The 26,179-nt window shown below is 40.4% G+C and carries 29 protein-coding genes and 1 tRNA gene; 11 read left to right on the forward strand and 19 right to left on the reverse strand.

Annotation, left to right across the window (positions count from 1 at the left end):
- Positions 1-23: 23 nt before the first annotated feature.
- From DPG01_RS15335 to DPG01_RS15345, 3 genes are all read right to left on the reverse strand, one after another.
- Complete coding sequence (locus tag DPG01_RS15335; protein WP_110975695.1) at positions 24-1,352, reverse strand: MATE family efflux transporter; 1,329 nt, start codon at positions 1,350-1,352, stop codon at positions 24-26.
- Between the two features lie 327 nt (positions 1,353-1,679).
- On the reverse strand, positions 1,680-2,549 hold the full coding sequence (locus tag DPG01_RS15340; protein WP_110975696.1) for a DMT family transporter: 870 nt from the start codon (positions 2,547-2,549) through the stop codon (positions 1,680-1,682).
- A gap of 127 nt (positions 2,550-2,676) precedes the next feature.
- Positions 2,677-3,099, reverse strand: coding sequence for a GFA family protein (locus DPG01_RS15345; RefSeq protein ID WP_086210859.1), 423 nt, complete (start codon positions 3,097-3,099; stop codon positions 2,677-2,679).
- 340 nt (positions 3,100-3,439) lie between these two features.
- On the opposite strand from DPG01_RS15345, the gene DPG01_RS15350 reads away from it, so the two are divergent.
- Entirely contained in the window at positions 3,440-3,877 is a 438-nt protein-coding gene (locus DPG01_RS15350; RefSeq protein ID WP_162900268.1) for a PaaI family thioesterase, read from the forward strand.
- 58 nt (positions 3,878-3,935) lie between these two features.
- On the opposite strand, the gene DPG01_RS15355 is transcribed toward DPG01_RS15350, so the two are convergent.
- Positions 3,936-4,394, reverse strand: coding sequence for a hypothetical protein (locus DPG01_RS15355; RefSeq protein ID WP_110975697.1), 459 nt, complete (start codon positions 4,392-4,394; stop codon positions 3,936-3,938).
- 250 nt (positions 4,395-4,644) lie between these two features.
- Between DPG01_RS15355 and DPG01_RS15360 the strand changes: the two genes are divergently transcribed.
- From DPG01_RS15360 to DPG01_RS15370, 3 genes are all read left to right on the forward strand, one after another.
- A tRNA-Asn gene (locus DPG01_RS15360) sits at positions 4,645-4,720 on the forward strand.
- 226 nt (positions 4,721-4,946) lie between these two features.
- Positions 4,947-5,549 (forward strand): TetR/AcrR family transcriptional regulator, encoded by a 603-nt coding sequence (locus DPG01_RS15365; protein WP_110975698.1) that lies wholly within the window; start codon positions 4,947-4,949, stop codon positions 5,547-5,549.
- A gap of 10 nt (positions 5,550-5,559) precedes the next feature.
- On the forward strand, positions 5,560-6,237 hold the full coding sequence (locus DPG01_RS15370; RefSeq protein ID WP_110975699.1) for a hypothetical protein: 678 nt from the start codon (positions 5,560-5,562) through the stop codon (positions 6,235-6,237).
- A 93-nt stretch (positions 6,238-6,330) separates the two neighbouring features.
- Here DPG01_RS15370 and DPG01_RS15375 read toward each other — a convergent pair whose 3' ends face one another.
- From DPG01_RS15375 to DPG01_RS15425, 11 genes are all read right to left on the reverse strand, one after another.
- Positions 6,331-6,984: a tRNA-(ms[2]io[6]A)-hydroxylase gene (locus tag DPG01_RS15375; protein WP_110975700.1), complete on the reverse strand. Its 654-nt coding sequence runs from the start codon at positions 6,982-6,984 to the stop codon at positions 6,331-6,333.
- Between the two features lie 23 nt (positions 6,985-7,007).
- Positions 7,008-7,733: a pyridoxine 5'-phosphate synthase gene (gene pdxJ, locus DPG01_RS15380; protein ID WP_004980400.1), complete on the reverse strand. Its 726-nt coding sequence runs from the start codon at positions 7,731-7,733 to the stop codon at positions 7,008-7,010.
- A 13-nt stretch (positions 7,734-7,746) separates the two neighbouring features.
- On the reverse strand, positions 7,747-8,457 hold the full coding sequence (recO, locus tag DPG01_RS15385; protein ID WP_086210852.1) for a DNA repair protein RecO: 711 nt from the start codon (positions 8,455-8,457) through the stop codon (positions 7,747-7,749).
- A gap of 10 nt (positions 8,458-8,467) precedes the next feature.
- Positions 8,468-8,665: an NF038104 family lipoprotein gene (locus DPG01_RS15390; protein WP_110975701.1), complete on the reverse strand. Its 198-nt coding sequence runs from the start codon at positions 8,663-8,665 to the stop codon at positions 8,468-8,470.
- A gap of 34 nt (positions 8,666-8,699) precedes the next feature.
- Positions 8,700-9,728: a GTPase Era gene (era, locus tag DPG01_RS15395; protein WP_086210850.1), complete on the reverse strand. Its 1,029-nt coding sequence runs from the start codon at positions 9,726-9,728 to the stop codon at positions 8,700-8,702.
- 6 nt (positions 9,729-9,734) lie between these two features.
- Positions 9,735-10,427 carry a ribonuclease III gene (gene rnc, locus DPG01_RS15400; RefSeq protein ID WP_086210849.1) on the reverse strand — a complete coding sequence of 231 codons (693 nt, stop codon included), beginning with the start codon at positions 10,425-10,427 and terminating at the stop codon, positions 9,735-9,737.
- Positions 10,399-10,773, reverse strand: a complete 375-nt coding sequence (locus tag DPG01_RS15405; RefSeq protein ID WP_086210848.1) for a DUF4845 domain-containing protein — start codon at positions 10,771-10,773, stop codon at positions 10,399-10,401. Before DPG01_RS15405 ends, rnc begins: the two co-directional genes overlap by 29 nt.
- A gap of 24 nt (positions 10,774-10,797) precedes the next feature.
- Complete coding sequence (lepB, locus tag DPG01_RS15410) at positions 10,798-11,625, reverse strand: signal peptidase I (protein WP_086210847.1); 828 nt, start codon at positions 11,623-11,625, stop codon at positions 10,798-10,800.
- 20 nt (positions 11,626-11,645) lie between these two features.
- A complete protein-coding gene (gene lepA / locus DPG01_RS15415; RefSeq protein WP_086210846.1) occupies positions 11,646-13,463 on the reverse strand; it encodes a translation elongation factor 4 in 1,818 nt (605 codons plus the stop codon).
- A gap of 126 nt (positions 13,464-13,589) precedes the next feature.
- A complete protein-coding gene (locus DPG01_RS15420; protein ID WP_110975702.1) occupies positions 13,590-14,084 on the reverse strand; it encodes an acyl-CoA thioesterase in 495 nt (164 codons plus the stop codon).
- 115 nt (positions 14,085-14,199) lie between these two features.
- Positions 14,200-15,579: a Do family serine endopeptidase gene (locus tag DPG01_RS15425; RefSeq protein ID WP_110975709.1), complete on the reverse strand. Its 1,380-nt coding sequence runs from the start codon at positions 15,577-15,579 to the stop codon at positions 14,200-14,202.
- A 235-nt stretch (positions 15,580-15,814) separates the two neighbouring features.
- Between DPG01_RS15425 and nadB the strand changes: the two genes are divergently transcribed.
- Entirely contained in the window at positions 15,815-17,446 is a 1,632-nt protein-coding gene (nadB, locus tag DPG01_RS15430) for an L-aspartate oxidase (RefSeq protein ID WP_110975703.1), read from the forward strand.
- A 54-nt stretch (positions 17,447-17,500) separates the two neighbouring features.
- On the opposite strand, the gene DPG01_RS15435 is transcribed toward nadB, so the two are convergent.
- From DPG01_RS15435 to pabC, 4 genes are all read right to left on the reverse strand, one after another.
- Positions 17,501-17,917: a PaaI family thioesterase gene (locus DPG01_RS15435; RefSeq protein ID WP_086210843.1), complete on the reverse strand. Its 417-nt coding sequence runs from the start codon at positions 17,915-17,917 to the stop codon at positions 17,501-17,503.
- Positions 17,918-18,006: 89 nt separating this feature from the next.
- Complete coding sequence (gene tmk / locus DPG01_RS15440) at positions 18,007-18,606, reverse strand: dTMP kinase (protein ID WP_110975704.1); 600 nt, start codon at positions 18,604-18,606, stop codon at positions 18,007-18,009.
- On the reverse strand, positions 18,607-19,662 hold the full coding sequence (gene mltG, locus DPG01_RS15445) for an endolytic transglycosylase MltG (protein WP_110975705.1): 1,056 nt from the start codon (positions 19,660-19,662) through the stop codon (positions 18,607-18,609).
- A 1-nt stretch (position 19,663) separates the two neighbouring features.
- On the reverse strand, positions 19,664-20,476 hold the full coding sequence (pabC, locus tag DPG01_RS15450) for an aminodeoxychorismate lyase (RefSeq protein ID WP_110975706.1): 813 nt from the start codon (positions 20,474-20,476) through the stop codon (positions 19,664-19,666).
- A 164-nt stretch (positions 20,477-20,640) separates the two neighbouring features.
- Between pabC and DPG01_RS15455 the strand changes: the two genes are divergently transcribed.
- From DPG01_RS15455 to DPG01_RS15480, 6 genes are all read left to right on the forward strand, one after another.
- On the forward strand, positions 20,641-21,651 hold the full coding sequence (locus DPG01_RS15455) for a sulfate ABC transporter substrate-binding protein (protein ID WP_086210839.1): 1,011 nt from the start codon (positions 20,641-20,643) through the stop codon (positions 21,649-21,651).
- A gap of 38 nt (positions 21,652-21,689) precedes the next feature.
- Entirely contained in the window at positions 21,690-22,295 is a 606-nt protein-coding gene (locus DPG01_RS15460) for an RBBP9/YdeN family alpha/beta hydrolase (RefSeq protein ID WP_086210838.1), read from the forward strand.
- A gap of 85 nt (positions 22,296-22,380) precedes the next feature.
- Positions 22,381-23,214 carry a sulfate ABC transporter permease subunit CysT gene (gene cysT, locus DPG01_RS15465; protein ID WP_110975707.1) on the forward strand — a complete coding sequence of 278 codons (834 nt, stop codon included), beginning with the start codon at positions 22,381-22,383 and terminating at the stop codon, positions 23,212-23,214.
- Positions 23,211-24,092 carry a sulfate ABC transporter permease subunit CysW gene (gene cysW / locus DPG01_RS15470; protein ID WP_086210836.1) on the forward strand — a complete coding sequence of 294 codons (882 nt, stop codon included), beginning with the start codon at positions 23,211-23,213 and terminating at the stop codon, positions 24,090-24,092. The genes cysT and cysW overlap by 4 nt, the downstream gene beginning before the upstream one ends.
- Positions 24,093-24,104: 12 nt before the next feature.
- Positions 24,105-25,166, forward strand: coding sequence for a sulfate/molybdate ABC transporter ATP-binding protein (locus DPG01_RS15475; protein WP_110975708.1), 1,062 nt, complete (start codon positions 24,105-24,107; stop codon positions 25,164-25,166).
- A 56-nt stretch (positions 25,167-25,222) separates the two neighbouring features.
- A complete protein-coding gene (locus DPG01_RS15480; RefSeq protein ID WP_110975710.1) occupies positions 25,223-26,146 on the forward strand; it encodes a CysB family HTH-type transcriptional regulator in 924 nt (307 codons plus the stop codon).
- The last annotated feature ends 33 nt before the right edge of the window (positions 26,147-26,179 follow it).

Raw genomic sequence — 26,179 nt, forward strand, 5'->3', positions numbered from 1 at the left:
ATACAAATCTTAAGTGAATTTACTTAGTTTAGATATTTGCGATAGTACAAACAAATCAGACATAAAATTGCTGAACTTGCATAAGCAAAGGTAGCAAAAACCCAAAATGAATGGATACCCATCAAAGGGATATTTATCTCAAAAAAACTCATCGGGTGAAAAGCAAAATACCAACCGCCACCCAGCCCAACGACAAGCAACATAAAACTATAAATGAACATTGGAAGCAAAGTGACCTGCCAACAACGTAGTAAATTTACAGCGATCGCAAGCATTGCATCTGCGATGTGAAATAGACAGACCAATACAATCAGTGATGAAACCATAAATGCAACGGACTGATCTGAAGTAAATAAAACAACAAATTGCTTTTGAAATAAAAACAAGCTGAAAGACAAAATTGACGCCACCGTCAACACGATATAAACAGCTTTTTGGCTTAATTGCCAAGCTTGTTCTTGGTGACCTTCTCCAATTTTTATCGACAGTAATATGCTAAATGTTACAATCAGCGCATTAATAACATTAAACAACCAATAACCCGCCACCATCACAATTTGGTTTGCCGATAATGCAATATCCCCTAATGGAACAGCAAGCAATGAAATTGAAGTAAATGCAAAAACATCAATGAAAATAACTATACTTGCAGGGATCCCTATACGTAAAATTTTTATTAAAATGTCAAAGTTGAAAAATGGGGCTTTCCATTGAAGCCGATGGCTTTTATCCATAAGAAAAATATAGAAAGTTATAAATATAATACAATATGCTAAAAATGAAGAAATAAATGCACCATAAACACCATATGCTTTTAAGCCCCAAAGTGGGATACCAAAGATAAATACACCTGACAAAATCAACTTTGCAATTAGAAATAAAATATTGCCATAAAAAACCAGCTTAGCTTGACCACAAGTCTGTGTCACAATAAAAAAAACACGCAGTAATAATTGAACGGGTATAATAAACATGCTGATCTTTAAACAAACCAAGATCATGTCTTTTAATGTTGCATCTGCACCAAGTAAATCGACAATAGAATCAGCATGACTGAGTACACATATACCAAACAGGCCCCAAAGCAATACACTCCATATCCCTTGTTTCACGATCAAATCTATCTGATGTAACTCGCCACTCCCCTTTGCTTCGGCTAAAGTCTGCATCATGCCTTGTAAAAGCCCAAAACCAAAGATAAAAACCATACTATATAAAGATATTGCAATTGCTAAGACTGCCACATGTTTTGCACTAAAATGCGATAAATACAGCGTATCGACCAAGCCACTGACCGCAATTGTCACATTCCCTAATAATAAAGGAATAAATAAATCCCAAAATTTTTTCATTATTAAACCAAGAAGTTTCTCTAAACTTAAAGAGAAAGGTACTTATATCTACGATATACCTTTTACTTTTGTATTTTTGTAGCACAATTAAGCAACATTTCATTTTTACCGAAACTGTATCTTCAATATACAAGTTTCATGCCGAACATTTTTAGTTTTATTTAATGACACTGAACAAAATGAAAATATATCTAGCCTATTTACTAAAAATCAATTTAGTTCATTCCATTTTTACATGATATAAAATTAAAATAAGGACAATGATAGAACCTAGCCTCTATCTCAAAAGCTAAAGTCAAAATTAGTTATGGATGAATTGAAATTTACTTATGGACGTTCGGAACCGATTAAATCCGATTTATTTGAATTGGTACGGTTAGACGATGCCGAAATCACCAAAGCAATCCCGACCAAAACAATCACTGCAGAAATGATAATTCTAAAGCTCAGTGCTTCACCTATAAACAATGCCCCACCCAGAATCGCTAAACACGGCACAGACAATTGCACACTACTAGCTGTCACACGGTCAATCTGCTTCACTATGGCATACCACAACACATAAGCTCCACTCGATGCTAGACCACCAGACAGCACTGCTAAGATTACACCTTGTGGCTTGATAAAAGCTTGCGTGAAAAATGCTAAATAAACCAGTAATACAAAAGGAATCGCCAGTACAAAATTTGCCAAGCTACTTGCTAGTGGGTTATGCATATTTTTACCTGCAATACTATACATCGCCCATCCCATACCTGAAAGTACCATCATCGTGGCATAACCCAAATGAGGTGCTGAAGCCCCAGGCAACAACAAAATGAGCATACCTAAAAGTGCAATCGCTAAACCAAGACCACAACGCAGATTGATCTTTTCACCATGATACAATCCATAAGCGACCATACTGAGCTGAACCGTACCAAAGAGGAGCAGCGCTCCCACACCTGCATCAATATGCAAATAAGCAAGTGAAAAAGCAACGATGTATAAAGCGAGAAAGAATCCGTTTTTTATGTTCCATTCTATTTTCGCCTTATGTGTAGAAAACCTATAAAGTACCCATAATACTGCGGCACCACTACACACCCGAATCAGGCTAAAACTCATAGGATCAATCTGCTGATCAGCCAAAGCTAAACGACACAGTACAGAATTCGCAGCAAAGGCTAACATCGCTACACAAATTTTAAGCAGCATGTTCGAGCATCCTTATTCAACAGCTTACTTTAGATATATCCAATATAATTTATTAAATCTATAGTGATTTTCTCATTCAACTTATCAGGAATATTGATGTAAATTTCAAGCTCTATACAACCGACAACTATCTTTCTTTTTCATTTGGGGAAAATAAGGCAATAACATCTGCTTCCGTGAGCTGTTCTGTAGAATACTTAAATTGGTAAAAGTCAGGTTTGTTATCAATATAAATCTCCGTACTAAGCTTTAAGTCTTTCGGCTGCTCGTCCATAGCAAATACATTGATATTACAATAGCTCCCATCTTGAGTACGCCAAAAAAGTGACGTGCCACATTCGCTACAAAAACCACGTTCTCCCCATTCAGACGACTGAAACAGCTTTAAATAGGATTGATCTTGGAATGTTAAACTACTTGGTTCGACATCAATGCTCATGAGTACACCACTCGACTGTTGACGACACATCGAACAATGACAAGCATGTACATCATGATTTTTAAGCTCAGCTTGGAATTTGGTTTTACCGCATAAGCAAGATACATTCATTATTATTTCCTTGATTATTAAAATACGATATCAATCGGCATCAAAATATTGTTTATTCCATATATAAATCAAAAGTGTTCCGATGCCTAAAACTTATGCATTATTTTTGAAACAATTAGCTTCTTTAATTCACTGATTCATAAAGCTCGATAAACCATCATCTGCAAATTCAGGAATATAACGCCCCTGAAGCTCAACCATCTCTCTTAGCAATCTCAATATAAGGGATTTCTATAAGTTTTTTACTGATCAGCTCACAATCTAATATTGACCTAATGATTAAATTTTGATTAATTTCCTATTAAGTTCCAAAAAGGAACTTAATAATACAAAGGAAGCCATAATGAACCCTAAAGAAATGACTGGACTACAACTTCTACAAGCTATGTGTACTGGAAATATACCACCCGCGAGCATTAGTGAAACCATTCCCATGCAGCCTTATGAAGTGTCAGAAGGGAAAATTAGCTTTAAAGCAAAAGCGGATCATCGTCATTTAAATCCACTAGGTGGCGTGCATGGTGGATTTGCTGCAACAGTGCTCGACTCAGTTACAGGTTGTGCTGTACATAGCATGCTTGAAGCTGGCGTAGGTTATGGCACGATTGATCTGAATATTAAAATGTGTCGTCCAATTCCAAAAGATAAAGAGTTACTTGCTATTGGCAACGTCATTAACATCAGTAAAAACCTAGGCATTTCAGAAGGTCAAATTGTCGATGAAGATGGCAAACTATATGCACATGCCACTGCCACTTGTATGATTATTCGCCCATAACAACCAAAGGCACTGATAACTCAGTGCCTTTTTGCTCAATCAAATCAATCACTGTCTGCTAGATCGCTGTTTTAAAAGAATTGTTCGCATATGGTTTCTCAGCTTCAGGACGTTGAGCACCTTTAAAAATACAATAATATTTAAATGCACTATCCAAACTTACGTCTAAGCTTTTCCCTTCAGAGACAGACCACACTTTAGAGCGATTACTTCCAGACAATGCACTGCCTGAGAGTTGGTATAGATATAAATCATGTTCACGTTGAAAGGACTTTTTAACACTACGCTCGGTCTGCACAGACAATAACTGACATGGACTGCTAATTAACCAGCGTTCACTAAACCAAAGCTGTAGTAAGTCACCTAAATACAAATCGGTGCGACCTACGGGCCAAACATCAATATATGCAGATTCTACAGCCGTATAATACTGTTCAGGGTCTGAAATGATCGAAAGATACTGGTTTTGATAATCAGAAAGATGATTGAAAAGATCGGAAATTGTCAGCGTATTCATTCGCTTTCTCCTGTTTAGCCATTTTAGTGCTGGCAAGTTGGTGATAAATCCACACTGTTTAAGTTTTAATTAAACGCTCTGTTGTTGAATTCAGACTATCAACGCCATTTCAACATTGCAAGTAATTCGGTACGATTTTTTTTGAAAAAAATTTTTTTGTTCAAATTAGAAGCACCCGAAACAAAAATGACAGCAACATGACATTTTAGACTTGACCCACTATAAAATGTCCTTATAATCGCATGCAGATTCTCCAATAGCTCAGTCGGTAGAGCGACGGACTGTTAATCCGCAGGTCCCTGGTTCGAGCCCAGGTTGGAGAGCCAAATTCAAGAAAGCCCACGCAATATGACGTGGGCTTTTTTTTGCCCAAATATCAGCATCACTATACTTGCCTGATTATAAGTTCAACTCTGCTGTCAGCTTCTTGCAAAAGCAATCTCTGTATTTTTTCCAATTTTGATCTAAATTTGTAACAGATCAAAAAACAAGCTTTCTAAATTCCAAAACACAATGTAACATCTGTTACATGTAAAATTAAGATAGCTAAGCATGAGCGACTTACCTTTAAAGAAATACCGAAATAAAAGCCAACAGGCCTTAGTCAGTGAACAAGACCGTTCAAATTCACAGGTCATTTATGAGGCTTTATTCGAGCTGTTGCTCAGTCAAGGCTATGGAAATATTTCCCTACAGCAACTATCAAAATTGACAGGGATTAGTCGCACAACACTGTACCGAAGATGGTCATCCCTTGATGATTTAATTGTGGATGCTATTGCAAATAAAATCCAAGATTCCATTGAGATACCGCAAGAATTAGCACCAATAGATGCCTTTAAAATCATGTTGCAGCAACTTGCAATGTTTTTACAGTCCCCACTTGGTCACTCATTCTTGCAAGCATCATTAAACATTAAGGATGAAATCAGTATTCGTAAGCGTCAAGATTTATGGCATGCACGTTACCAACTCATTGCCCAAAGTTTTCAGAGATTACTCCCCGAAAACCAGCAACAACAAAATATTCATGACATCATCAGCATGACGCTAGGAAGTTTTTACTTTCAAATTTTTATTGAAAATAAAAAAGTTGATGATTCTTTTATTAATGCCGTTTTAAGAAACAGCTTAACCCTACTCCAATCTAGATAGGTGAATCATTATGTATGTCGGACATTTAGCCATTGGTTTAGCCATTAAATCAAAATTCCCAACAGTTCCAACCCTTCCCATCATGCTCGGTGTTGGTTTTCTCGATATCATTGATGGTTTACTCATCATGTTGGGTCTAAATCATGTCACACCAAATCTGCAAGCAGGCCCTTACTTATTCTTTGATTTAACGTTTATTGACTGGGATCATTCCCTAGTTATGGCTGTGATCCTCTCTATCGTTTGGGCTTTATTTTTTAGGAAAGACAAACGTGTTGCGCTCATCGCAGGGTTCGCTTGTTTCTCTCATTGGCTTGCCGATTGGCCTATGCACAATATGGATTTAGCACTGTATCCATATTCTGCTGAGCACATGGGTTATGGCTTATGGGGAAAATGGGGTACTGGTTCATGGATTTTTGAGGGCCTGTTTAGCCTTGCACTCATTTTTTATGCATGGAGAAACTTTGGCAGAGATCATATTTCCATCTTATGGCCAACTGTCTTGTTGGTTATCAGCTTTTTTCAACTTTCTCCATGGCTATCACCAATGAAACACGCAGCAACCCTACAAGAGCCTGCGGCCTCTCTCATTCACGGTTTTCTAGTACTTTTAGGCTTTCTGGTTCCAGGTTTACTCATAACATGGCTAATCAATCGAGCTGAGAAAAAAAGCCTTAACTCATAAAAAATAAAAGCCCAATCTCACTAGATTGGGCTTTTATTTGCATCGCTTAGCATGACGTAAAACGAGAGATACACTTCAAAAACCAGTAAAAGACTAAGCCACTTTGACTGGTACACCACTATGGAAACGAAACAAATCATCAGAGGTACTAATCAGCTCTTTTTCAACGTTACGAATATGGTCAATACGCGCTTGAATATCCTCTTTCGGGTTTTTCAATTTACCCGTTTGTGCAACTTCTAAAGCCAAAGCCAAATAGTCTTCAAAATGACGTGATTCAGACTTTAACAAGTAGCGATAGTAACGACCTAATTCATCATCCACCAAAGGTGCCAACGCGTAAAAACGCTCACACGAACGCGCCTCGACAAAGGCACCAATAATTAAAATATCAATTAAAGCTTCAGGCTCATACGTTCGTACTTCTTTACGCAAACCACCCGCATAGCGACCTGCACTCAGATTGCTCCACTCTAGCCCGCGCTTTTTCATAAATTCAAGCACTTGCTCGTAATGTAGCATTTCTTCACGAACCAATTGTGCAAGCTTGACTTGTAAATCGGTAAAGAAGCTATACCGAAACATCAGGTTCATCGCTGTGCCTGCTGCTTTTTTTTCACAATTCGCATGATCTTGCATCAGCACATCAAGATTATTGATAGCTTCATCCAACCAAGCTTTTGGTGTTTCACAACCCAAGAAACCAATGACGGGCTTCATGAGTTCATCATAATTGATATTCGACATATTTAAATCTTAAAACTTTAAAATTAACGTGCAGCTTTAATGACCGCTTTCATTTCACGCACTGCTTGTTCCAAACCTACAAAAATGGCATCCGCAATTAGGGAATGTCCGATGTTTAATTCGTGGATCTGTGGAATTTGCGCAATTGGAGTCACATTTTCAAGGTTGAGTCCATGCCCAGCATTCACAACTAAACCTTTAGATGCTGCATATTCGGCACCTTTGACAATACGTTCAAGCTCATGTTGCTGAGCTTCAGGTGTTTCAGCATCAGCATAAGCACCCGTATGAATCTCAATGGTTGGCGCACCACAAGCAACCGCTGCATCAATTTGCGCAAAGTCAGCATCAATAAACAAAGACACATCACAACCAATTTCAGACAGCGCTTGAGTCGCGGCTTTGACATCATCAAAATGGCCCACCACATCCAAGCCCCCTTCGGTCGTGACTTCTTGGCGTTTTTCAGGAACGAAACATACGTGATGCGGTTTAATTTCTTTGGCAAATGCAATCATTTCATCTGTCACTGCCAGTTCCAAATTCATACGTGTTTTTAGCGCTGGGCGCATACGACGCACGTCGTCATCTTGAATATGACGACGGTCTTCACGTAAATGCAAAGTTATCCCCTCCGCCCCCGCTTGCTCACAGATCAGTGCTGCATTGACTGGATCTGGATAAGACGTTCCACGCGCTTGTCGTAAAGTTGCCACGTGGTCAATATTTACACCAAGTAATGCAGCCATATTCATTTCCTAATTACGATTGAGTTTGAGTGTTCTGAATCCACAACTGACGACTTTTTAACGGGCGATCGCCCAACAATGAACTAATCATTTGTCGATACAACTTGGTCAGTAATTGTAACTGTTCCAAACCAAAATCCCTACCCTTTTCATATTGGCACATGCTTAAAATTTGCTGTCCATTTAAGGTCGCTCGCGAGGCTTGCGCAGTAGGAATAAAGCCTTCATTCAACTGAAAAATATAGTTAAGCGAGGCTTGTATTTCGAGTTGATTGGCATCGGTCGAAAAATCTAAAGCATAGCCCAAATCTTCCAGCAGTTCGTGCTCAAACTGCCTTAGAATTTGTTTTAAAAATTGATTTGGATTGGCTTGCTGCGTCAATTGCTGTAACTGTGTTAGCGTATGTGCATATTGAGCAAAGCTTTGCTCCATTTGAACTTCAAGTGGACAGAGCCTGAGTAGAATTTCATTGAGATAAAAACCTGAAAAAAAAGCATCCCCAAAGAAAAAAATCGGCTGATTCACAATTTCAAGTTTTGTAAAATTTTTGAGCTCAGATTTACCCGAAGCCTGCAGACAGATCGGTTGGTATTGCGGCGGCGGGGTTTGTCTTAAAATACCATCAACCCGCCCATGCTCTTGGGTAAATAAATGCACAATATGACTACGTTCACGGTATTTTCTATGGTGAATTAAGTAACCATGCAGTACTTCATTGCGCATGAGAAATTAACTAATCTTTTTTATCTTTATCTTTCTTTTCACTGTCTTCATCATCCCCATCTGGGATAACAGCCCCAACCACTGCTGCGGTTCCTTTTACCACGCCTTTAGTGGTTTTATAAGCGATCTTTACAGGAACGGTGACGATTTTGTGGATACACCCTTGCAAAAATAACATACAAGCGATTACCGCAAATACTTTGACCATAACACCATTCCTATAAAATTCGTTTTACTTTAACTTAGATATCACTATAACCTAAGCTTTTTAATGCACGCTCATCATCAGACCAGCCGCCTTTAACCTTCACCCAAAGTGTCAGCATGATCTTCTGCTCAAACATTTTTTCCATGTCAACACGAGCATCCATCCCAATTTTCTTCAGCTTACTGCCTTTTTCACCAATCACAATGGCTTTTTGACCTGGGCGATCGACAAAAATCGTTGCATCAATATAAGTACATGCTGGTTTTGGACGACCTGTTTTTTCATTCACTGTCGCCTCTTCCGTCTTAAACGACTCAATTTGTACAGTTAAATCATAAGGTAGTTCTTCACCCAACTGACGCATAATCTTTTCACGGATAATTTCCGATGCTAAGAAACGCTCAGAACGATCGGTTAATTGATCCAATGAATATAATGGTGGTTGGAAGGGTAAATATTTTTCAATCGTATCGCGCAAATGATCTAAGTTTGCACCACGAAGAGCAGAAACAGGAACAATTTCCGCAAAATTCATCAGTTTTGCGCGCTCTTGAATCAAAGGTAATGCATGATTTTTATTTTCAAGTGTATCAATTTTATTGATCACTAAAATGACAGGCATATCTGCGGTTTTAAGTTTTTCCAAAACAAGTTCATCGTTTTGAGTCCACTTGTCTGCATCCAAAACAAACAATACCAAGTTAACATCACGCAATGCAGAAGATGCAGCACGGTTCATCATTTTATTGATGGCGCGAACTTCTTTCTTATGCATCCCTGGCGTATCCACAAACACTGCTTGAGATTTTGAGCGCGAATCAATACCCACAATCTTATGACGTGTAGTTTGTGGTTTACGGGAAGTAATTGATAATTTCTGACCCAACAAATGGTTCATCAACGTAGATTTCCCTACGTTTGGACGACCAACAATTGCGACAAAGCCACTACGAAAATCTGAAGGAATTTCGGTACCTTGCGCACTAAAAAACTGGCTAATTAAATCATTACTGTCGCTTTGCGACTCGTGATCAGCATCAATGTGATCGGAAGAATTTGACATGGCAGATTACTGCTCCAATAGTTTTAAAATATCTGCCGCTGCAGCTTGTTCAGCAAAGCGACGACTTGTACCTTCACCTTTTACAACAGGCAATCCATCGACTTTACATTCCACTTTGAAATGTTGATTCGGTGCATCACCTTGAATATCGACCACATCATAAACTGGGAGAGCTTTTTTTCGTGCCTGTAGATATTCTTGTAAACGTGATTTTGGATCTTTAAGTTGATCGGTCGGCTCGATATGGTCTAAATATGGCTCATACCATTTTAGCACAATCGGCTCTAATACCGTTAAATCACTACAATCCACATAGATTGCACCAATAATCGACTCAACCGTATCCGCAAGAATGGACTCACGATGATGTCCACCTGACTTTAACTCACCAGTGCTTAAAATGAGCGACTGGCTGAGTTTTAAATCATTTGCAATTTTACCTAAAGCTTCCTGACGTACCAAAGTCGCACGCATACGCGTTAAGCGTCCTTCATTTTCAGTTGGGTAAGCTTTATAAAGATAATTTGCAATAATCATCCCTAACAAAGAATCGCCTAGAAACTCTAGGCGCTCATAGTTGTATTTGTGGCTCACCGATCGGTGAGTCAGTGCAAGCTGAAGTAATTCAGGTTGTTTAAACTGATAACCGATACGGCTCGCTAAGCGGGCTTCACTTAGCTTGGACTGAGCTTTGATCAAAACTTTTCTCGAACTTTAATACCAAATCTATATTCAGCAAGAAGGGTTTTCTTACCTCATACTCCTTTTTCACCTGCAACCCTTCGGTATTGGTGACCTGCATAATCTCTTTAATTTTTACATCTCGAATGTTATTCATTTCCAGACGTTTTGAAAGTTGCTTTTCAAACTCGGCTGGCTGCATATTTTTCGGACTATTTTGAAATAGTTCCTCAATTTGGCTATTGATCATCCGATCATCAAAATATGGAGCCCATACCGCAATCGCCACTTTCGCCATAAATGCAAACCCCATGATTGCAAATAAAATGGCGATATAAGATGCCCCTTGTTGATTCTTACGCATTTTTTATTTTTCCGAAACGATATACTAGTCAATGCTACCGTTACGGTTAAATGACGGTAGCTTAAAGCCAGGTTCCTTATGCATCCAAATGTAGAATGCACGACCTGTCAGGTTCTGTTCAGGAACCATCCCCCAAAAGCGGCTGTCAGCACTTTGATCACGATTATCCCCCATCGCAAAGTACTCACCTTCTTTTACTTTCACTTCCCAATATAAACCATTTTCAGCAGAGTATTTACCATTTTCTACAAAGTTAATATATGGTGCTTGTCGTGCAACATTCACCCCTTCTAACTCACGCATGGTAAAGGTATGCTTGCCAATCGTTTCTTTGTGATAAATAGAGGTTGGTGTGTCCAAACTATCTTTTTCACGACTAAACTGGACAGGAACTTTAGCCACTTTTTGACCATTAATACTTAATTGCCCATGATCAAAAACAATATGGTCCCCTGGAATACCCACTACACGTTTAATATAGCTAATTGTTGGTTGAGGAGGATAACGGAATACAATTACATCCCCACGCTCAGGCTCCCCAACATCAATCACTTTTTTATTCACAATTGGAAGGCGCACACCATAGTCAAATTTGTTGACCAAAATGAAATCACCTGTCTCTAATGTCGGCACCATTGAATCTGAAGGAATGTTAAAAGGTTCATAAAAGAATGAACGTAAGCATAGAACGATTGCGAGGACTGGCCAAAAATCATAAGCCCAAGTAATGACAAAATTTTCATTCCCCTTGCCTTTTGTCGCTCGCTGCTTGAATACAAACTTATCAAGCAACCACACCAAAAAGAATATGAGCGTGACAGGAACAAGTATTAAATTAAAATCAAAATCCATGGGCTTATCGTCCTACCTTATTATCTTTCTACTTTCAACACAGCCAAGAACGCTTCTTGTGGAATTTCTACACTTCCCACTTGCTTCATACGTTTCTTACCTTCTTTTTGTTTCGAGAGAAGTTTCTTCTTACGAGAAACATCGCCACCATAACATTTAGCCAAGACGTTTTTACGCATCGCTTTTACAGTGGAACGAGCAATAATTTGTGCACCAATTGCAGCTTGAATCGCAACATCAAACATTTGACGTGGAATCAAATCTTTCATTTTTTCAACCAGTGCGATACCACGATGACGCGCATCTTGACGGTGACAAATCATGGCTAAGGCATCAACTTTTTCACCGTTGATTAGAACATCGACTTTGACCAATGATGAACTTTCAAAACGGACAAAATTATAATCTAAGGATGCAAAACCACGTGAACACGACTTCAATTTATCAAAGAAGTCCATCACCACTTCCGCCATTGGAATTTCAAAGGTAATCGAAACTTGGTTCGCCATAAATTTCATGTCTTTTTGCACACCACGGCGCTCTACACACAAAGTCATGACATTACCCAAATACTCTTGCGGTACAAGGATATGGCACTCGGCAATCGGCTCGCGTAGATCTTCGACTGTTGAACCATCTGGCATTTTTGATGGGCTGTCAATATAAATCGTTTCACCATTCTTCATCACCGCTTCGTAAATCACTGTCGGTGCAGATGAAATGAGGTCTAAATCATACTCACGCTCTAAACGCTCTTGTACGATTTCCATGTGTAGCATGCCTAAGAAGCCACAACGGAAGCCAAAACCTAAAGCATCTGAGCTTTCAGGTTCAAAGAATAATGCAGAATCATTGATCTGGAGTTTATGCAAAGCTTCACGAAATGGTTCAAATTCACTTGAATCAATCGGGAACAAGCCTGCATACACCTGTGGCTTTACTTTTTTAAAGCCTGGCAAAGTTTTAACTTCTGGTGTGCTTGCAAGGGTAATCGTATCACCCACTGGCGCACCAAAAATGTCTTTAATCCCTGCAATAACGAAACCAACTTCACCTGCTTCAAGGATGTCTGTTTCAGTATGCTTAGGATTGAAAATACCCACAGAAGTAATAATGTGCGTTTGACCTGTTGATTTCATCAACATCTTGTCGCCCTTACGCACACGACCTTCTTTCACACGTACCAAAGAAACCACGCCCAAATAGTTATCAAACCAAGAGTCGATAATTAAAGCTTGTAATGGCGCATCACGATCACCTACTGGTGCAGGAATGACATTGACTAATGTTTCTAAAACGCTATCAATCCCAAGCCCTGTTTTCGCCGAACAGGTTGGCGCTTCCGTCGCTTCAATACCAATAATGTCTTCAATTTCTTGAATCACACGTTCAGGCTCAGCCTGTGGCAAATCAATTTTGTTGAGTACTGGAAGAACCTCAAGACCTTGTTCAATAGCGGTATAACAGTTCGCAACCGACTGTGCTTCCACGCCTTGCGCCGCATCTACAACCAACAATGCACCTTCACAGGCCGCTAGTGAGCGTGACACTTCATATGAAAAATCGACGTGCCCCGGGGTATCAATAAAGTTCAATTGATACTCTTGCCCATTTGGATGGGTATAATACAAAGTAACCGACGCAGCCTTAATAGTAATACCGCGCTCACGCTCTAGCTCCATGGAGTCTAGTACTTGTGCTTGCATTTCACGATCTTGCAAACCACCACAGGTCTGAATAAAACGATCGGCAAGCGTCGACTTACCGTGGTCGATATGCGCAATAATCGAGAAGTTACGGATATTTTTAATATCAACAGATTTTTTAGCTTGCGCCATGGGCTACCTTGAACAAAATGAAGCGTTATGCAGACAAATTTAGATGCATAACAAAAGCCGAATAGAAATTGCGAAGGATTATAGCAGATGGTTTTTTCAAAGTATCCATAATAATACGCTTCCTTCTCACAACTCAGACGCTTTTTTACGTTTTTCGCTTCGTACTGAGCTTTTTGAATAATCCATTGAAAAATCTAGGGCATTCACATCTTTTGCAAGCGGTTGGTAAGCTTGGGTAAAACTGGGTGACATTCGTTTCGGGCGTCCCGTTTCAATTTCAACACATGCCCACTTGGTTTGTGCAACAAATAAAATACTATTGTCTTTAGGTCTATAAAACACATACTGGCGTGATGAATATAAAGCGTTTATATCGTCAAACCATGTCCGTAAGATGATTTCATCCGCTTCAAATGCAGCTTTTCGGTACTGCACATGATGCTCAACCGCAACCATGGCATGTTTTAATTCAATATACTCTTTTAAGCCCAAACCCAAAGCATCAATATGTGCTGTTGCAACATCCTGCATCCAATGCATATAAACCACATTATTCACATGGCCCAACTGGTCGATATGTTCTGCTTGTACCTGAAGGTTTAAATCAAAAATACTACTCATAAGAACTCTATCTAATCCCCATTTCCCCGAAGAATGTCGCAGTGTACGCCAATCAAAGACAGCATCAAATTGCAAAAAATAAAAAACCACTCTTACGAGTGGTTTTTACACTTATTTATTGGATACGCATACCCAAGATGGCTGGTGTACCTTGTCGAATGATTCCAACCCGAGCAACCTGACCTTTTTTCAAATCAGATACAGCCTGAACAAAATCATTAGTATCAGTAATCAACTTGTTATTAATACGAGTGACGACATCTCCAGCGGTCATACCTGCCTGTGCAGCTGCTCCACCACGCTTCACTTCTTGAATGAGAACACCACCTTTTAGCTTTAATTGAGATGATTCAACTGGCGATAAATTACGAATCGCCACACCTAGAACAGGTCCTTTTGCTTGTGCAGTTGCATCTGACTTTGCTGGTGTATCATCTGGTGCAGTGGTCAGTGTCGCTGAAATATTGCGCTTTTTATCGTCACGTAAAATCTCTAACTGTACCGTTTGATTTGGCATAGTACGGTTTAAATAATTCAATAATTCAGATGTTCGTGAAATCGGTGTTCCATTAAATTTTAAAATAATATCGCCTGCTTTTAACCCTGCTTTTTCTGCAGGTGAATTTGGCTGTACATTGGTAATCAGGGAACCTTCTGGTTTCGGTAAATTATAAGATTCAGCCAAATTGCGGTCTAAATCTTGTAAATTGAAACCTAAATAAGAACGTGTGACTTTACCTGTTTTCTTCAGTTGGTCAGCAATGTCCATGGCAACGTCTATAGGAATCGAAAAAGACAGTCCCATATACCCGCCCGTACCACTGAAAATACGTGAGTTCACCCCAACCACTTCACCTTGTTGATTAAACAATGGTCCACCTGAGTTCCCAGGGTTTAAAGCTACATCAGTTTGAATAAAGGGTACAGACGTTTCCCCCATCATATTACGCATCTTGGCACTGACAATACCTGCTGAGGCAGAGTAATCAAAACCAAAAGGAGAGCCAATCGCAAGCACAGGTTCGCCTACACGCAGTTGGTCAACATTACCGGCACGGAGTGATGGAAAATTTGTGCCATTCACCTTAAGTAAGGCCACATCGGTTCGTTCATCGCTACCCACCACGGTCGCATCCAGTTCACGGCGGTCATTAAACATAATGGTGACTTTCGATGCATCTTCTACAACGTGGTGGTTTGTCAGCAAGTAACCATCTTTACTAATAAAAAATGCGCTGCCATAAGCCGTTTTTTCTTGCGGTGCCTGCTGCTGTGGAATAATGACTTGATTGCCAAAGAAACGCTTTAAAATTTCAGGTATCTGCTGTTGCATTAACTCTTCTTGAGTCATTTTCTTTACAACATTGACACTGACTACCGCAGGGCTGACTTGCTCAACTAAATTTGAGAAATCAACAGGTGCTGCCTGTGTTTGTACGGCAGCCATTGTGCATGCAACAGCAAAAAAACCAGTGTGTATAGCGCGACTTTTCATATCAAGCATTGACCTATGTGTTTGTTATCAATTTATGTATTAGCGTTTTTAGCATAAAGTTTGTCTATCTTGGGTAATAATATGTTCTATTATGTTTGTATAAACAGATGCTTAAACTTTGCTTAAAAAACAAGTTCTTTATTTATATTTTCCATAATTTGAATAGATATTGCCCTTGCCTTTTTGTGAAAAAAGCGCTGTGATTAGCAAACTTTTTCCAAATTAGCTGACGGACATGTCTAATTTAAGCACAACGCATCATTTTGATGTGATTATTGTGGGAAGTGGCGGTGCAGGCCTGAGCTTAGCCTTATCGTTGCCTCAACATTTCAATATTGCTGTTCTTGCAAAATCAAACCTGACCGATGCAAGTACCTTCTATGCGCAAGGTGGCGTTGCTGCTGTTTTAGACGAAACGGATTCTATCGAACAGCACATTGATGACACCATGATTGCTGGTGCTCATCTTTGTGAGGTTGATGCCGTTAAACAAACAGTGGAAGGTGGTAAACCTTCTGTTGATTTTCTGCTGAAACATGGCGTGCAATTTACCCTTGATGATCAAGAACAATTGCACCTGACCCGTGAGGGTGGGCATTCACAGCGCCGTATTATTCATGCTGCCGATGCTACAGGCCGTGCCATTTCAACAACCTTAGTTGAACGTGCAATTGAAAAAGACAACATCACTATTTTTGAAAATTATATTGCGATTGATTTAATCACCTCTCAAAAATTAGGCTTAGAAGAACAGAATAATCGTGCTCTCGGTCTTTATGTACTGGATGAAAAGACTGAAAAAGTCCATACATTTTTAGCACCTTTCACTGCTTTAGCCTGTGGCGGGGCAATGAAAGCCTACCTGTATACTTCAAACCCTGACATTGCAACGGGTGACGGTATTGCCATGGCTTTTCGAGCAGGCTGCCGCGTGGCCAATATGGAATTTAACCAATTCCACCCAACCTGCCTCTATCATCCACAAGCACGCTCTTTTCTGATTACTGAAGCGATGCGCGGTGAAGGTGCTTATCTGCGTCTACCCGATGGTGAACGCTTTATGTTGCGCTTTGATGAGCGCGCTGAACTTGCACCCCGCGACATTGTGGCACGTGCCATTGACTATGAAATCAAACGCTTAGGTATTCGTCATGTCTGGCTCGACATTAGTCATAAACCCGAAAGTTTCATTAAAGAACACTTTCCGACCTTGTATGCACGTTTGCTCGAACTTGGCATCGACATTACCAAGGAAATGATTCCTGTAGTTCCTGCTGCGCACTATACCTGCGGCGGTGTCGTAGTTGATGAACATAGTCAAACTGATATTCAAGGTTTATATGCGATTGGTGAAACATCATATACAGGTTTGCATGGTGCTAACCGTATGGCGAGCAACTCACTCTTAGAATGTTTTGTGTATGGTATGAGTGCTGCGGAACACATTGAGAAAAGTTTTAATTCAAATTACCAATCTCCAACGGCTCCAGCTTGGGACGATTCCCAAGTGACAAATCCTGATGAAGATGTGGTGATTTTGCAAAACTGGGATGAACTGCGTCAGACCATGTGGAACTATGTCGGCATTGTCCGCACCACAAAACGTCTTGAACGCGCACTCCACCGTATTGAAATGTTGAAGCGGGAAATTACCGAGTATTACCAAGATTATCAAGTTAGTAAGAACTTAATTGAGCTACGGAATTTGGTTTTAGTCTCTGAAATGATCGTGCGCTGTGCTATGGAACGCAAAGAATCTCGTGGTTTACACTACACTTTAGATTACCCTGAGCTATCAAATGAACTGCGTAAAACGGTACTTACTCCGCCCAACTTCGAAGTTGAAACACCTTTAGTGAACAGCTAAATTTAACCCCTAATAAAAGCCTGACTATCAGGCTTTTATTTTAAAATTATCATCTTAGGATTTTGGCGGAATAGAATATGTGCCCACCACATGTGCAATCGGCTCATCCTTCCCGACAGAATATAACCACACATCACCAACCACCAGCGCTTTGCCTACCTTCATCAGTTTACACTCACCACGTATATTTGCTGACGCAACAGGTTTACTGAGAAAATTAATCGACAAATTAGTGGTCACAGCTAAACCGACTATCCCAATCTCTCCTAAAATAGCAATATACAGCGCATAGTCAGCAAGGGTCATCATAGTTGGGCCTGAAACCGTACCGCCTGGTCGCAAGTCGCGGTCATCAACTTGATAGAGCACCGTTGCAGCACGCTCAGTGACTGACTCAATACAACATTTTTCTAAACTTTGTGGAAATTCCTTTTCTAAAAAAGCCACAATTTCGGTTAAGTTACTTTTCATTTTCCCTGCTATTTACAATCCTTTGTGACTGACTATAAAAGAAAAATTCATTTCACTACAATCCCGAAATGGAAATTTCAGGATAGTTTTTAGTTTAAATATTGCAACGCTTGTGCAAAAACCTGCTCTGGTGACTGGGTCGCATCCAAGCGTTTGACCCGCTCAGGATACTGCTCCCAGAGCTGCTGATAACCTGCCCGTACTTTTTCAAAAAAAGTGACTTTTTCTTGTTCAAAGCGGTCTAAAGCCCCACGTTCACGTGCGCGCGACATACCTGTTTCAATCGGTGCATCGAGCCAAAATGTAATATTTGGCATATGACTCACAAAGTGATCATTCAAGAGTTGCAACTTCGACTGGCTTAAACCGCGTCCTGCACATTGGTAAGCAAAGCTCGCATCGGTAAAGCGGTCGCATAGTACTGTTTTTTGTTCAGTCAATGCAGGAACAATCACTTGCTGTAAATGCTGTGCACGTGCTGCATACATTAACAATAGTTCCGTGTCATTTGACATCGACTCTTCATGATGAACAGAGAGTAACAAGGCACGGATTTGCTCAGCCATCGGTGTACCGCCTGGTTCACGGGTTAAAACAACCTGTTGGCCTTGTTGTTCTAGATGCTCATAAATTTTGCGAATCAGTGTGGTTTTACCGACACCTTCTGTGCCCTCAAAACTAATAAACATCTATTCACCTTTCTTGGTTTTTAAAACGCTGAGATATTCTTGTACAGCTTGATTATGCTGCTCCAAAGTCTCACTAAATGTGTGACCACCATTCCCCGTTGCAACAAAGTAGATGTTTTTGCTGTTGTCTGGATGCATGGTGGCTTCAATGGCTTTTTTACTTGGTAAAGCAATTGGCGTTGGCGGTAAGCCATTGATGGTATAAGTATTATAAGCGGTTGGCGTACGTAAGTCTTGGCGGCTAATATTGCCTGTATATTTATCCCCCATACCATAAATCACGGTTGGGTCCGTTTGCAAACGCATACCGAGTTGAAGGCGACGCGCAAACACACCTGACACTTGCTCCAGTTCACGATCAACATTGGTTTCTTTTTCAATGATAGAGGCCATGATCAAGGCTTCGTATTTGTCTTTATACGGCAAATTTGCCGCACGGTTTGCCCACGCTTCATCTAAAGTTTTCATTTGGCGTTTGTATAAATCCGTTAAGATTTTTTTGTCCGACTCACCTTTAGCAAAAAAGTAAGTATCTGGCGCAAACAGTCCTTCTGCATGGTCATAAGGAATCTCTAAAGCTTTTAAAAGCTGATCCATGGGCAAATTAGACACTTCTTTTTTGACGAGAACATCTTTTTTTAACGCTTCAACCAGTTGTTTAAAAGTCGTGCCTTCTATTACCAATATACGGTTCATTTGCGCATTATCGACATTGGAAATCATATCCAAAACTTGGCGAATACTCATACCTTCATGTACTTCATAAACGCCCGCTTTCAGCGTGTCATGAATAAAAATCTTTTGATAGAGCTTTAAAATAATCGGAAAATTTGCAATATCATCTTTGGCCAAACGGTCGATAAAACCAGAATAGGTATCGCCTGAATTAATGGCCAGTAATTGCCTTTTGCCTTCAATCGGATAGGACTTAAATAAACTTGACCACAGTACAACCATCACTAAAACAAGGATGCTTACAGCAATCAATAACAAAGCTTTGATTTTACGTTTAGGCGGTTGTATTTTCTTTTTCGATTTGGTTTTGGCTGCGGACATACTACTGCATCTGATTAAGTTGAAGATGATAAAACAAATCTATACATGGTTGAACATCTAAATGCTGACGGTTCAAACTTTTGGCTATTTTCATAGGGCTCAAGGCATTGCAAAAAAATACACTTTGAAAGCGTGAAATTTCTTCCATATCAACCATTCTCAGCTCACAGGCAATACCTTGCTGTTGCATACGCGCCAATATTTCTGCGCGCATAACGCCATGCACGCCATTATAACGAAGTTCAGGACTAATCCACCGATCATTTATCAGAATGAAACAATTACTGCTCACACCTTCAACAACAGAACCTTGTACATCGGTCACTAATGCTTCCAACCAGCCTTGCTGCTCTGCCTCACGCTTGAGTAAAACTTGCTCTAAACGATTCAAACTCTTCACACCGACCAACTGTGGCATATTCAAGCCCATCGCAAGTTGCAGCACTCCTGAATCAATTTCACTGTATGTCAACGCTTCTAATGCTTGCGGATAAAAAAAGACCCAAACATCTGCAGGCTGTGTTGGCAAACTATAACCTCGTTGCCCTTCACCCCGACTGACCACAATTTTCATAGTGCCATTTAAATTTACATGGTCTTGTTTGAAAAGTTCGATGGTTTGTTGAATATAAGATAAGTCTGCTGACAACAGCAAACGCTCACAGCCCAAATGCAAACGAGCTATATGCAATGACTCTAATTCAATCACACCATTACAAACTCTTGCCGTAGTAAAACATCCATCACCATAATGAAATGCACGGTCTAATAATTCTATTTGTTTGACTTTTTCTGCATTTTTATAGCATTGCATATCTATTTGCCTTGAAACAATGATCCGCCTTAGTTTAATGAATTCAGCGCAGAACCTCTTTTCATTTTTATTCATATAAAATTCGTTTTTTATTATTTTTTTAGCAATAAGACTCGCAGTATTCTTGGCTCATATTTAAAAACGCTTAAAATTTGAGGTCTCACATGAGCTTATCGAAGTTAAAAATCGGGGTACTAGCAACGCTAGTTTCAGTTACATCTTTTGGCGCAGTCGCAAAAGATTTTCTAAATGTCTCGTATGATCCAACACGTGAGTTGTATGAAAATGTCAATAAACAGTTTGGGGCATATTGGAAGCAGCGTACTGGACAAGACATCAACTTTAAACAATCCCACGGCGGTTCAGGTAAACAAGCACGTTCAGTCATTGATGGTTTAGGTGCAGATGTCGTAACACTTGCACTTGCAGCGGACATTGACGTGATTGCTGAAAAAGCAAAACTCTTACCAACCAACTGGCAAAAGAAGCTTCCAAATAACTCGACCCCGTATACATCAACAATTGTATTCCTCGTGCGTAAGGGTAACCCTAAAGGTATTAAGGACTGGGGTGATTTGGTTAAACCTGATGTTGCGATTATCACACCAAACCCAAAAACTTCTGGTGGCGCACGTTGGAACTATTTAGCAGCTTGGGCTTGGGCAAAGCATCAACCTGCGGGCAATGATGCCAAGGCACAAGAATTTGTGCGTAAAATTTATAAAAATACCAAAGTGCTTGACTCAGGTGCACGTGGTGCAACCACAACTTTTGCTGAACGTGGCATTGGAGACGTCTTACTCGCATGGGAAAACGAAGCGCATTTAGCACTTCGTGAACAACCGGGTAAGTTCGAAATTGTGACTCCATCACTGTCTATCTTGGCTGAACCACCTGTTGCTATTGTTGAAAAGAATGCAGAAAAAGACGGCAATCTGAACTTAGCCAAAGCATATTTGAACTATTTATATTCGCCAGCGGGTCAAGAAATTGCAGCAAAAAACTTCTATCGCCCACGTAATGCAAGCGTCTTGAAAAAATATGCAACCACATTCAAACCGTTGAAGTTGGTGACCATTGATAAAGAATTTGGTGGTTGGACCAAAGTACAAAAACAACACTTTGAAAATGGTGGTGTGTACGACCAAATCGTGAAAGCGAATACTGCAAAATAAGCAACGAATCAAGTAAACATCTGTAAGGGAGCATCGACATGATTCATACTGTAATTGTACCGGGCGTGGGTGGAAGTGAACATGACCACTGGCAATCATGGTTACAACGTCAGCTCAAGTCGTGCTCTCGTGTACAGCAGCAAGATTGGAATAAACCTGTACTCCATGAATGGATTGAACAATTTGTCAAAACAGTGCAGTCCGTTTCAGAACCCATCCAAATTGTGGCGCATAGCTTTGGATGCTTAACCACAGTTGCGGCATTAGCTCAGCATCCAGAACTGAATCAGAAAGTTAAAAATCTTGTTTTGGTTGCGCCAGCTAATCCCGCACGCTTTGGGGATTTAGGTTTTGCACGTGATAGTCAAAATGACTATCAGCAATACTTTCACCACCTTAAAATTCAAGTTCCGACACAAATGATCATTAGTGAAAATGATCCTTGGTTAGGTTTTGAAGATGCAATGCAACTTTCTAAAGCTTGGAAAATTAAACCTAAAAATTTAGGTCAAGTTGGTCATATCAATGTTGCATCAGGTTTTGGTCCATTTCCTGAAATTTATGATTTTTTGATTTCAGAAAATGTACTAAAAAATGTCGATTTCCGCAATGAAAGCAATTATTTATTTAAATTTGCTATTTAAACACTGCAAATAATGTTTGTGCCGAAATTTAGTTTTATTTGGGCTGACCACTTTTGAGTCAGTCTTCTCTCTTTGAGGAGTAATCATGTCGCAGCGATCCCGAGTGCTGCCAGGATTTGGTCTTTCTCTAGGCTTTACCCTAGCATATCTGTCATTAATTGTTTTGATTCCGTTGTCTGCCGTTTTTATTAAATCCTTAGGCATCGGTTGGGATGGTTTATGGGAAATTTTAAGCTCAGAACGCATCTTAAAATCTCTACAGCTCAGTTTTAGTGCTGCATTAATTGCTGCGTTTATTAATGTGGTCTTTGGTTTATTACTAGCATGGTGCTTGGTTCGTTATAGCTTCCCGGGCAAACGTATTGTCGATGCTTTGGTCGATTTGCCTTTTGCCTTACCCACTGCGGTTGCAGGTATTGCACTGACTTCTCTTTATGCGCCTACAGGCTGGATTGGTCAGTATCTTGAGCCTTTAGGGATTCAAGTGGCATACACTCCAATTGGGATTACTCTAGCCCTTATTTTTATTGGTATTCCTTTCGTAGTTCGTACCGTCCAACCTGTACTGAGCGACTTGGAAACTGAGTTAGAAGAAGCAGCATCGGCATTGGGTGCAAACCGTCTGCAAATTGTCACGAAAGTCATTTTTCCGATTTTATTTCCAGCACTTATCACGGGTTTTGCTTTGGCATTTGCACGTGGGGTCGGTGAATACGGCTCGGTGATCTTTATTGCAGGCAATCAGCCTTTCAAAACTGAAATTGCGCCACTCATGATTATTTCGCGTCTAGAAGAATATGACTATGCAGGTGCAACCACGATTGCTGTCGTCATGTTAGTGCTGTCATTCGCTATTTTATTCCTGATTAACTTGTTACAGGCATGGGCCAGCCGCCGCACAGGGAGAACTGCACGATGAATATCAACAGTAATGCACTGGCTGAAAAACTCCAATCGCGTGATGCGACACGTGAACCCACTTGGGTTCGCTACACCCTGATTACTATTGCTCTGCTGTTCTTTCTGAGCTGTTTGATCTTACCGCTGATTTTGGTGTTTGTTGAAGCCTTTAAACAAGGTGTGGGCGTCTATACCCAAGCCTTGGTTCATCCTGATACATTATCTGCGGTCAAACTCACTTTATTAACTGCTGTGATTGCGGTTCCACTGAATGTGGTATTTGGTGTTGCAGCAGCATGGTGTGTTGCCAAATTCAACTTCCGTGGTAAATCAATCCTAACCACGATTATTGATATGCCTTTTTCTGTGTCACCTGTTATCGCAGGTTTAATGCTGGTGTTGATTTTCGGTACACAAGGTTGGTTTGGCGGTTGGCTCATGGATCATGACATCAAGATTCTCTATGCTGTTCCTGCCATCGTATTGGCAACGATCTTTATTACTGTTCCTTTTGTAGCACGTGAGCTGATTCCTCTAATGGAAGCTCAGGGAACTGAAGAAGAAGAAGCGGCGATTGTCCTTGGTGCATCAGGCTGGCAAACATTCTGGAAAGTCACTTTGCCGAACATTAAATGGGGGCTGATCTACGGCGTCATTCTATGTAATGCCCGTGCAATGGGTGAGTTTGGTGCGGTATCTGTTGTTTCTGGACACATTCGTGGTGAAACCAACACTTTGCCATTGCACGTTGAGATTCTCTATAACGAATATACTTTCAGTGCCGCTTTCGCTGTGTCTTCACTGTTGGCGCTATTAGCGATTGTAACGCTTGTTTTAAAAACATGGGTTGAGCTACGCCAAGAAAAGCAAAACAAACAAAATGATTCAACCGTTTAAAGGAATGACCTCATGAGTATTCAAGTTAAAAATATTGAAAAACACTTTGGTGCATTCCATGCGCTGAATAACATTTCCCTCGATTTTCCTGATGGTCAATTGGTTGCGTTACTTGGCCCATCAGGCTGTGGTAAAACCACTCTACTCCGCATCATTGCGGGGCTTGAGTCTGCAGATGGCGGTCAAGTCATCTTAGAAGGTGAAGATGCGACCAATGTCCACGTACGTGAACGTGAAGTCGGTTTTGTATTTCAGCACTACGCATTGTTCCGCCATATGACTGTATTTGAAAATATTGCTTTTGGCCTTCGTGTACGACCACGTTCAACACGTCCTTCTGAAGCTGAAATTAAAAAACGTGTCACACGTTTGCTGGATCTAGTCCAATTGGGCTTTTTGGCAGATCGCTACCCTGCGCAACTCTCAGGCGGTCAACGTCAACGTATTGCGTTGGCACGTGCTTTGGCCGTTGAACCACGTGTACTATTACTGGATGAACCTTTTGGAGCACTAGATGCCAAAGTACGTAAAGAGCTCCGTCGTTGGCTACGTACACTGCATGATGAATTACATATTACTTCCATCTTTGTCACCCATGACCAAGAAGAAGCACTTGAGGTTGCAGACCAAATCATCGTAATGAACAAAGGTAATGTCGAACAAATTGGATCACCACGTGAAGTGTATGAAAAGCCTGCAACGCCGTTCGTATTCGATTTCCTTGGTCAAGCAAACCGTTTCGAAGGACAAAATAATGCAGGTACAATCCAGATTGGTGAAGACCGTATTCAATTAGACAGTTTACGCAATGCACCATCTGGTGAAGTCATCGCCTTTGCCCGTCCAGATGAATTACGTATCCATGCGCAGCCTCAAGACAATTCCATTCAAGCAACCTTTGTTCGTGAATTATGGATTGCAGGAAAAGTAGTTGCTGAATTACATGATCGTCAAGGTAAACTGATTGAAATATCACTCACGGCAGAAGAAGCAAGATTACACCAATTTAGACCGAACCAAACGGTATGGTTAAGCCCTTCTAACTTACATTTATTTGCAAAACCTGCGGCTTAAAACCAAGATGAAGGGGCATGTTGAATGCCTGCTTCATGATAAAAGAGATCCAAAATATGAACTTTCAACAACTTAGAATTATTCGGGAAACGGTGAGACAAAATTTCAACCTTACCGAAGCCTCTGCCGCACTGTACACCTCTCAGTCAGGCGTCAGTAAGCATATTAAAGACCTAGAAGATGAATTAGGTGTTCAGCTGTTTATTCGTAAAGGAAAACGCTTACTCGGTTTAACCGAACCTGGTCAAGCCCTACTGGGTATTGTTGAACGTATGTTGGTCGATGCCGATAATATTAAACGTCTTGCAGATGATTTTAATCGTGTCGATGAAGGAACATTGACAATTGCAACAACGCATACACAAGCACGTTATGTATTGCCGCCTATTGTTAATCAATTTAAAAAAGAGTTTCCAAAAGTTCATCTCATTTTGCAACAAGCGAGCCCTGTAGAAATTACTGAGATGCTTCTTCAAGGCGAAGCCGACATTGGTATTGCGACTGAATCACTCACCGCAGAAGATAATCTGGCCAGCGTACCGTTCTATAATTGGCAGCACAGTATTATTACCCCACAAAACCATCCACTGGCAAACAAACAAAATATTAGTATTGTAGACTTGGCGGAATATCCACTGATTACTTACCATGGTGGTTTTACAGGCCGTTCAAAAATTGACAAAGCTTTTGAAGATGCTGGTGTAGATGTTGACATCGTCATGTCTGCTCTAGATGCCGATGTCATTAAAACCTATGTCGAACTCAACATGGGCGTTGGTATTGTCAATAATGTAGCCTATGATGTTGAACGCGACTATCGTTTAAAACAAATCCCAACCGATATTTTTGGTCTCAACACGACATGGATTGCCGTGCGTAAAGGTCACTTACTACGTGGTTATGGCTATGAATTTATTTCACTCTGCTCACCAGATGCGGATATTAAAGCACTGAAAAGAGTCGCTTATCCAGAAGACTAATTTATTAATACTTTCAAAAAGAGGCTAACAAGC

Origin of the sequence: Acinetobacter sp. WCHAc060042 (assembly GCF_003231195.1) — a bacterium.
GTDB lineage: Bacteria > Pseudomonadota > Gammaproteobacteria > Pseudomonadales > Moraxellaceae > Acinetobacter.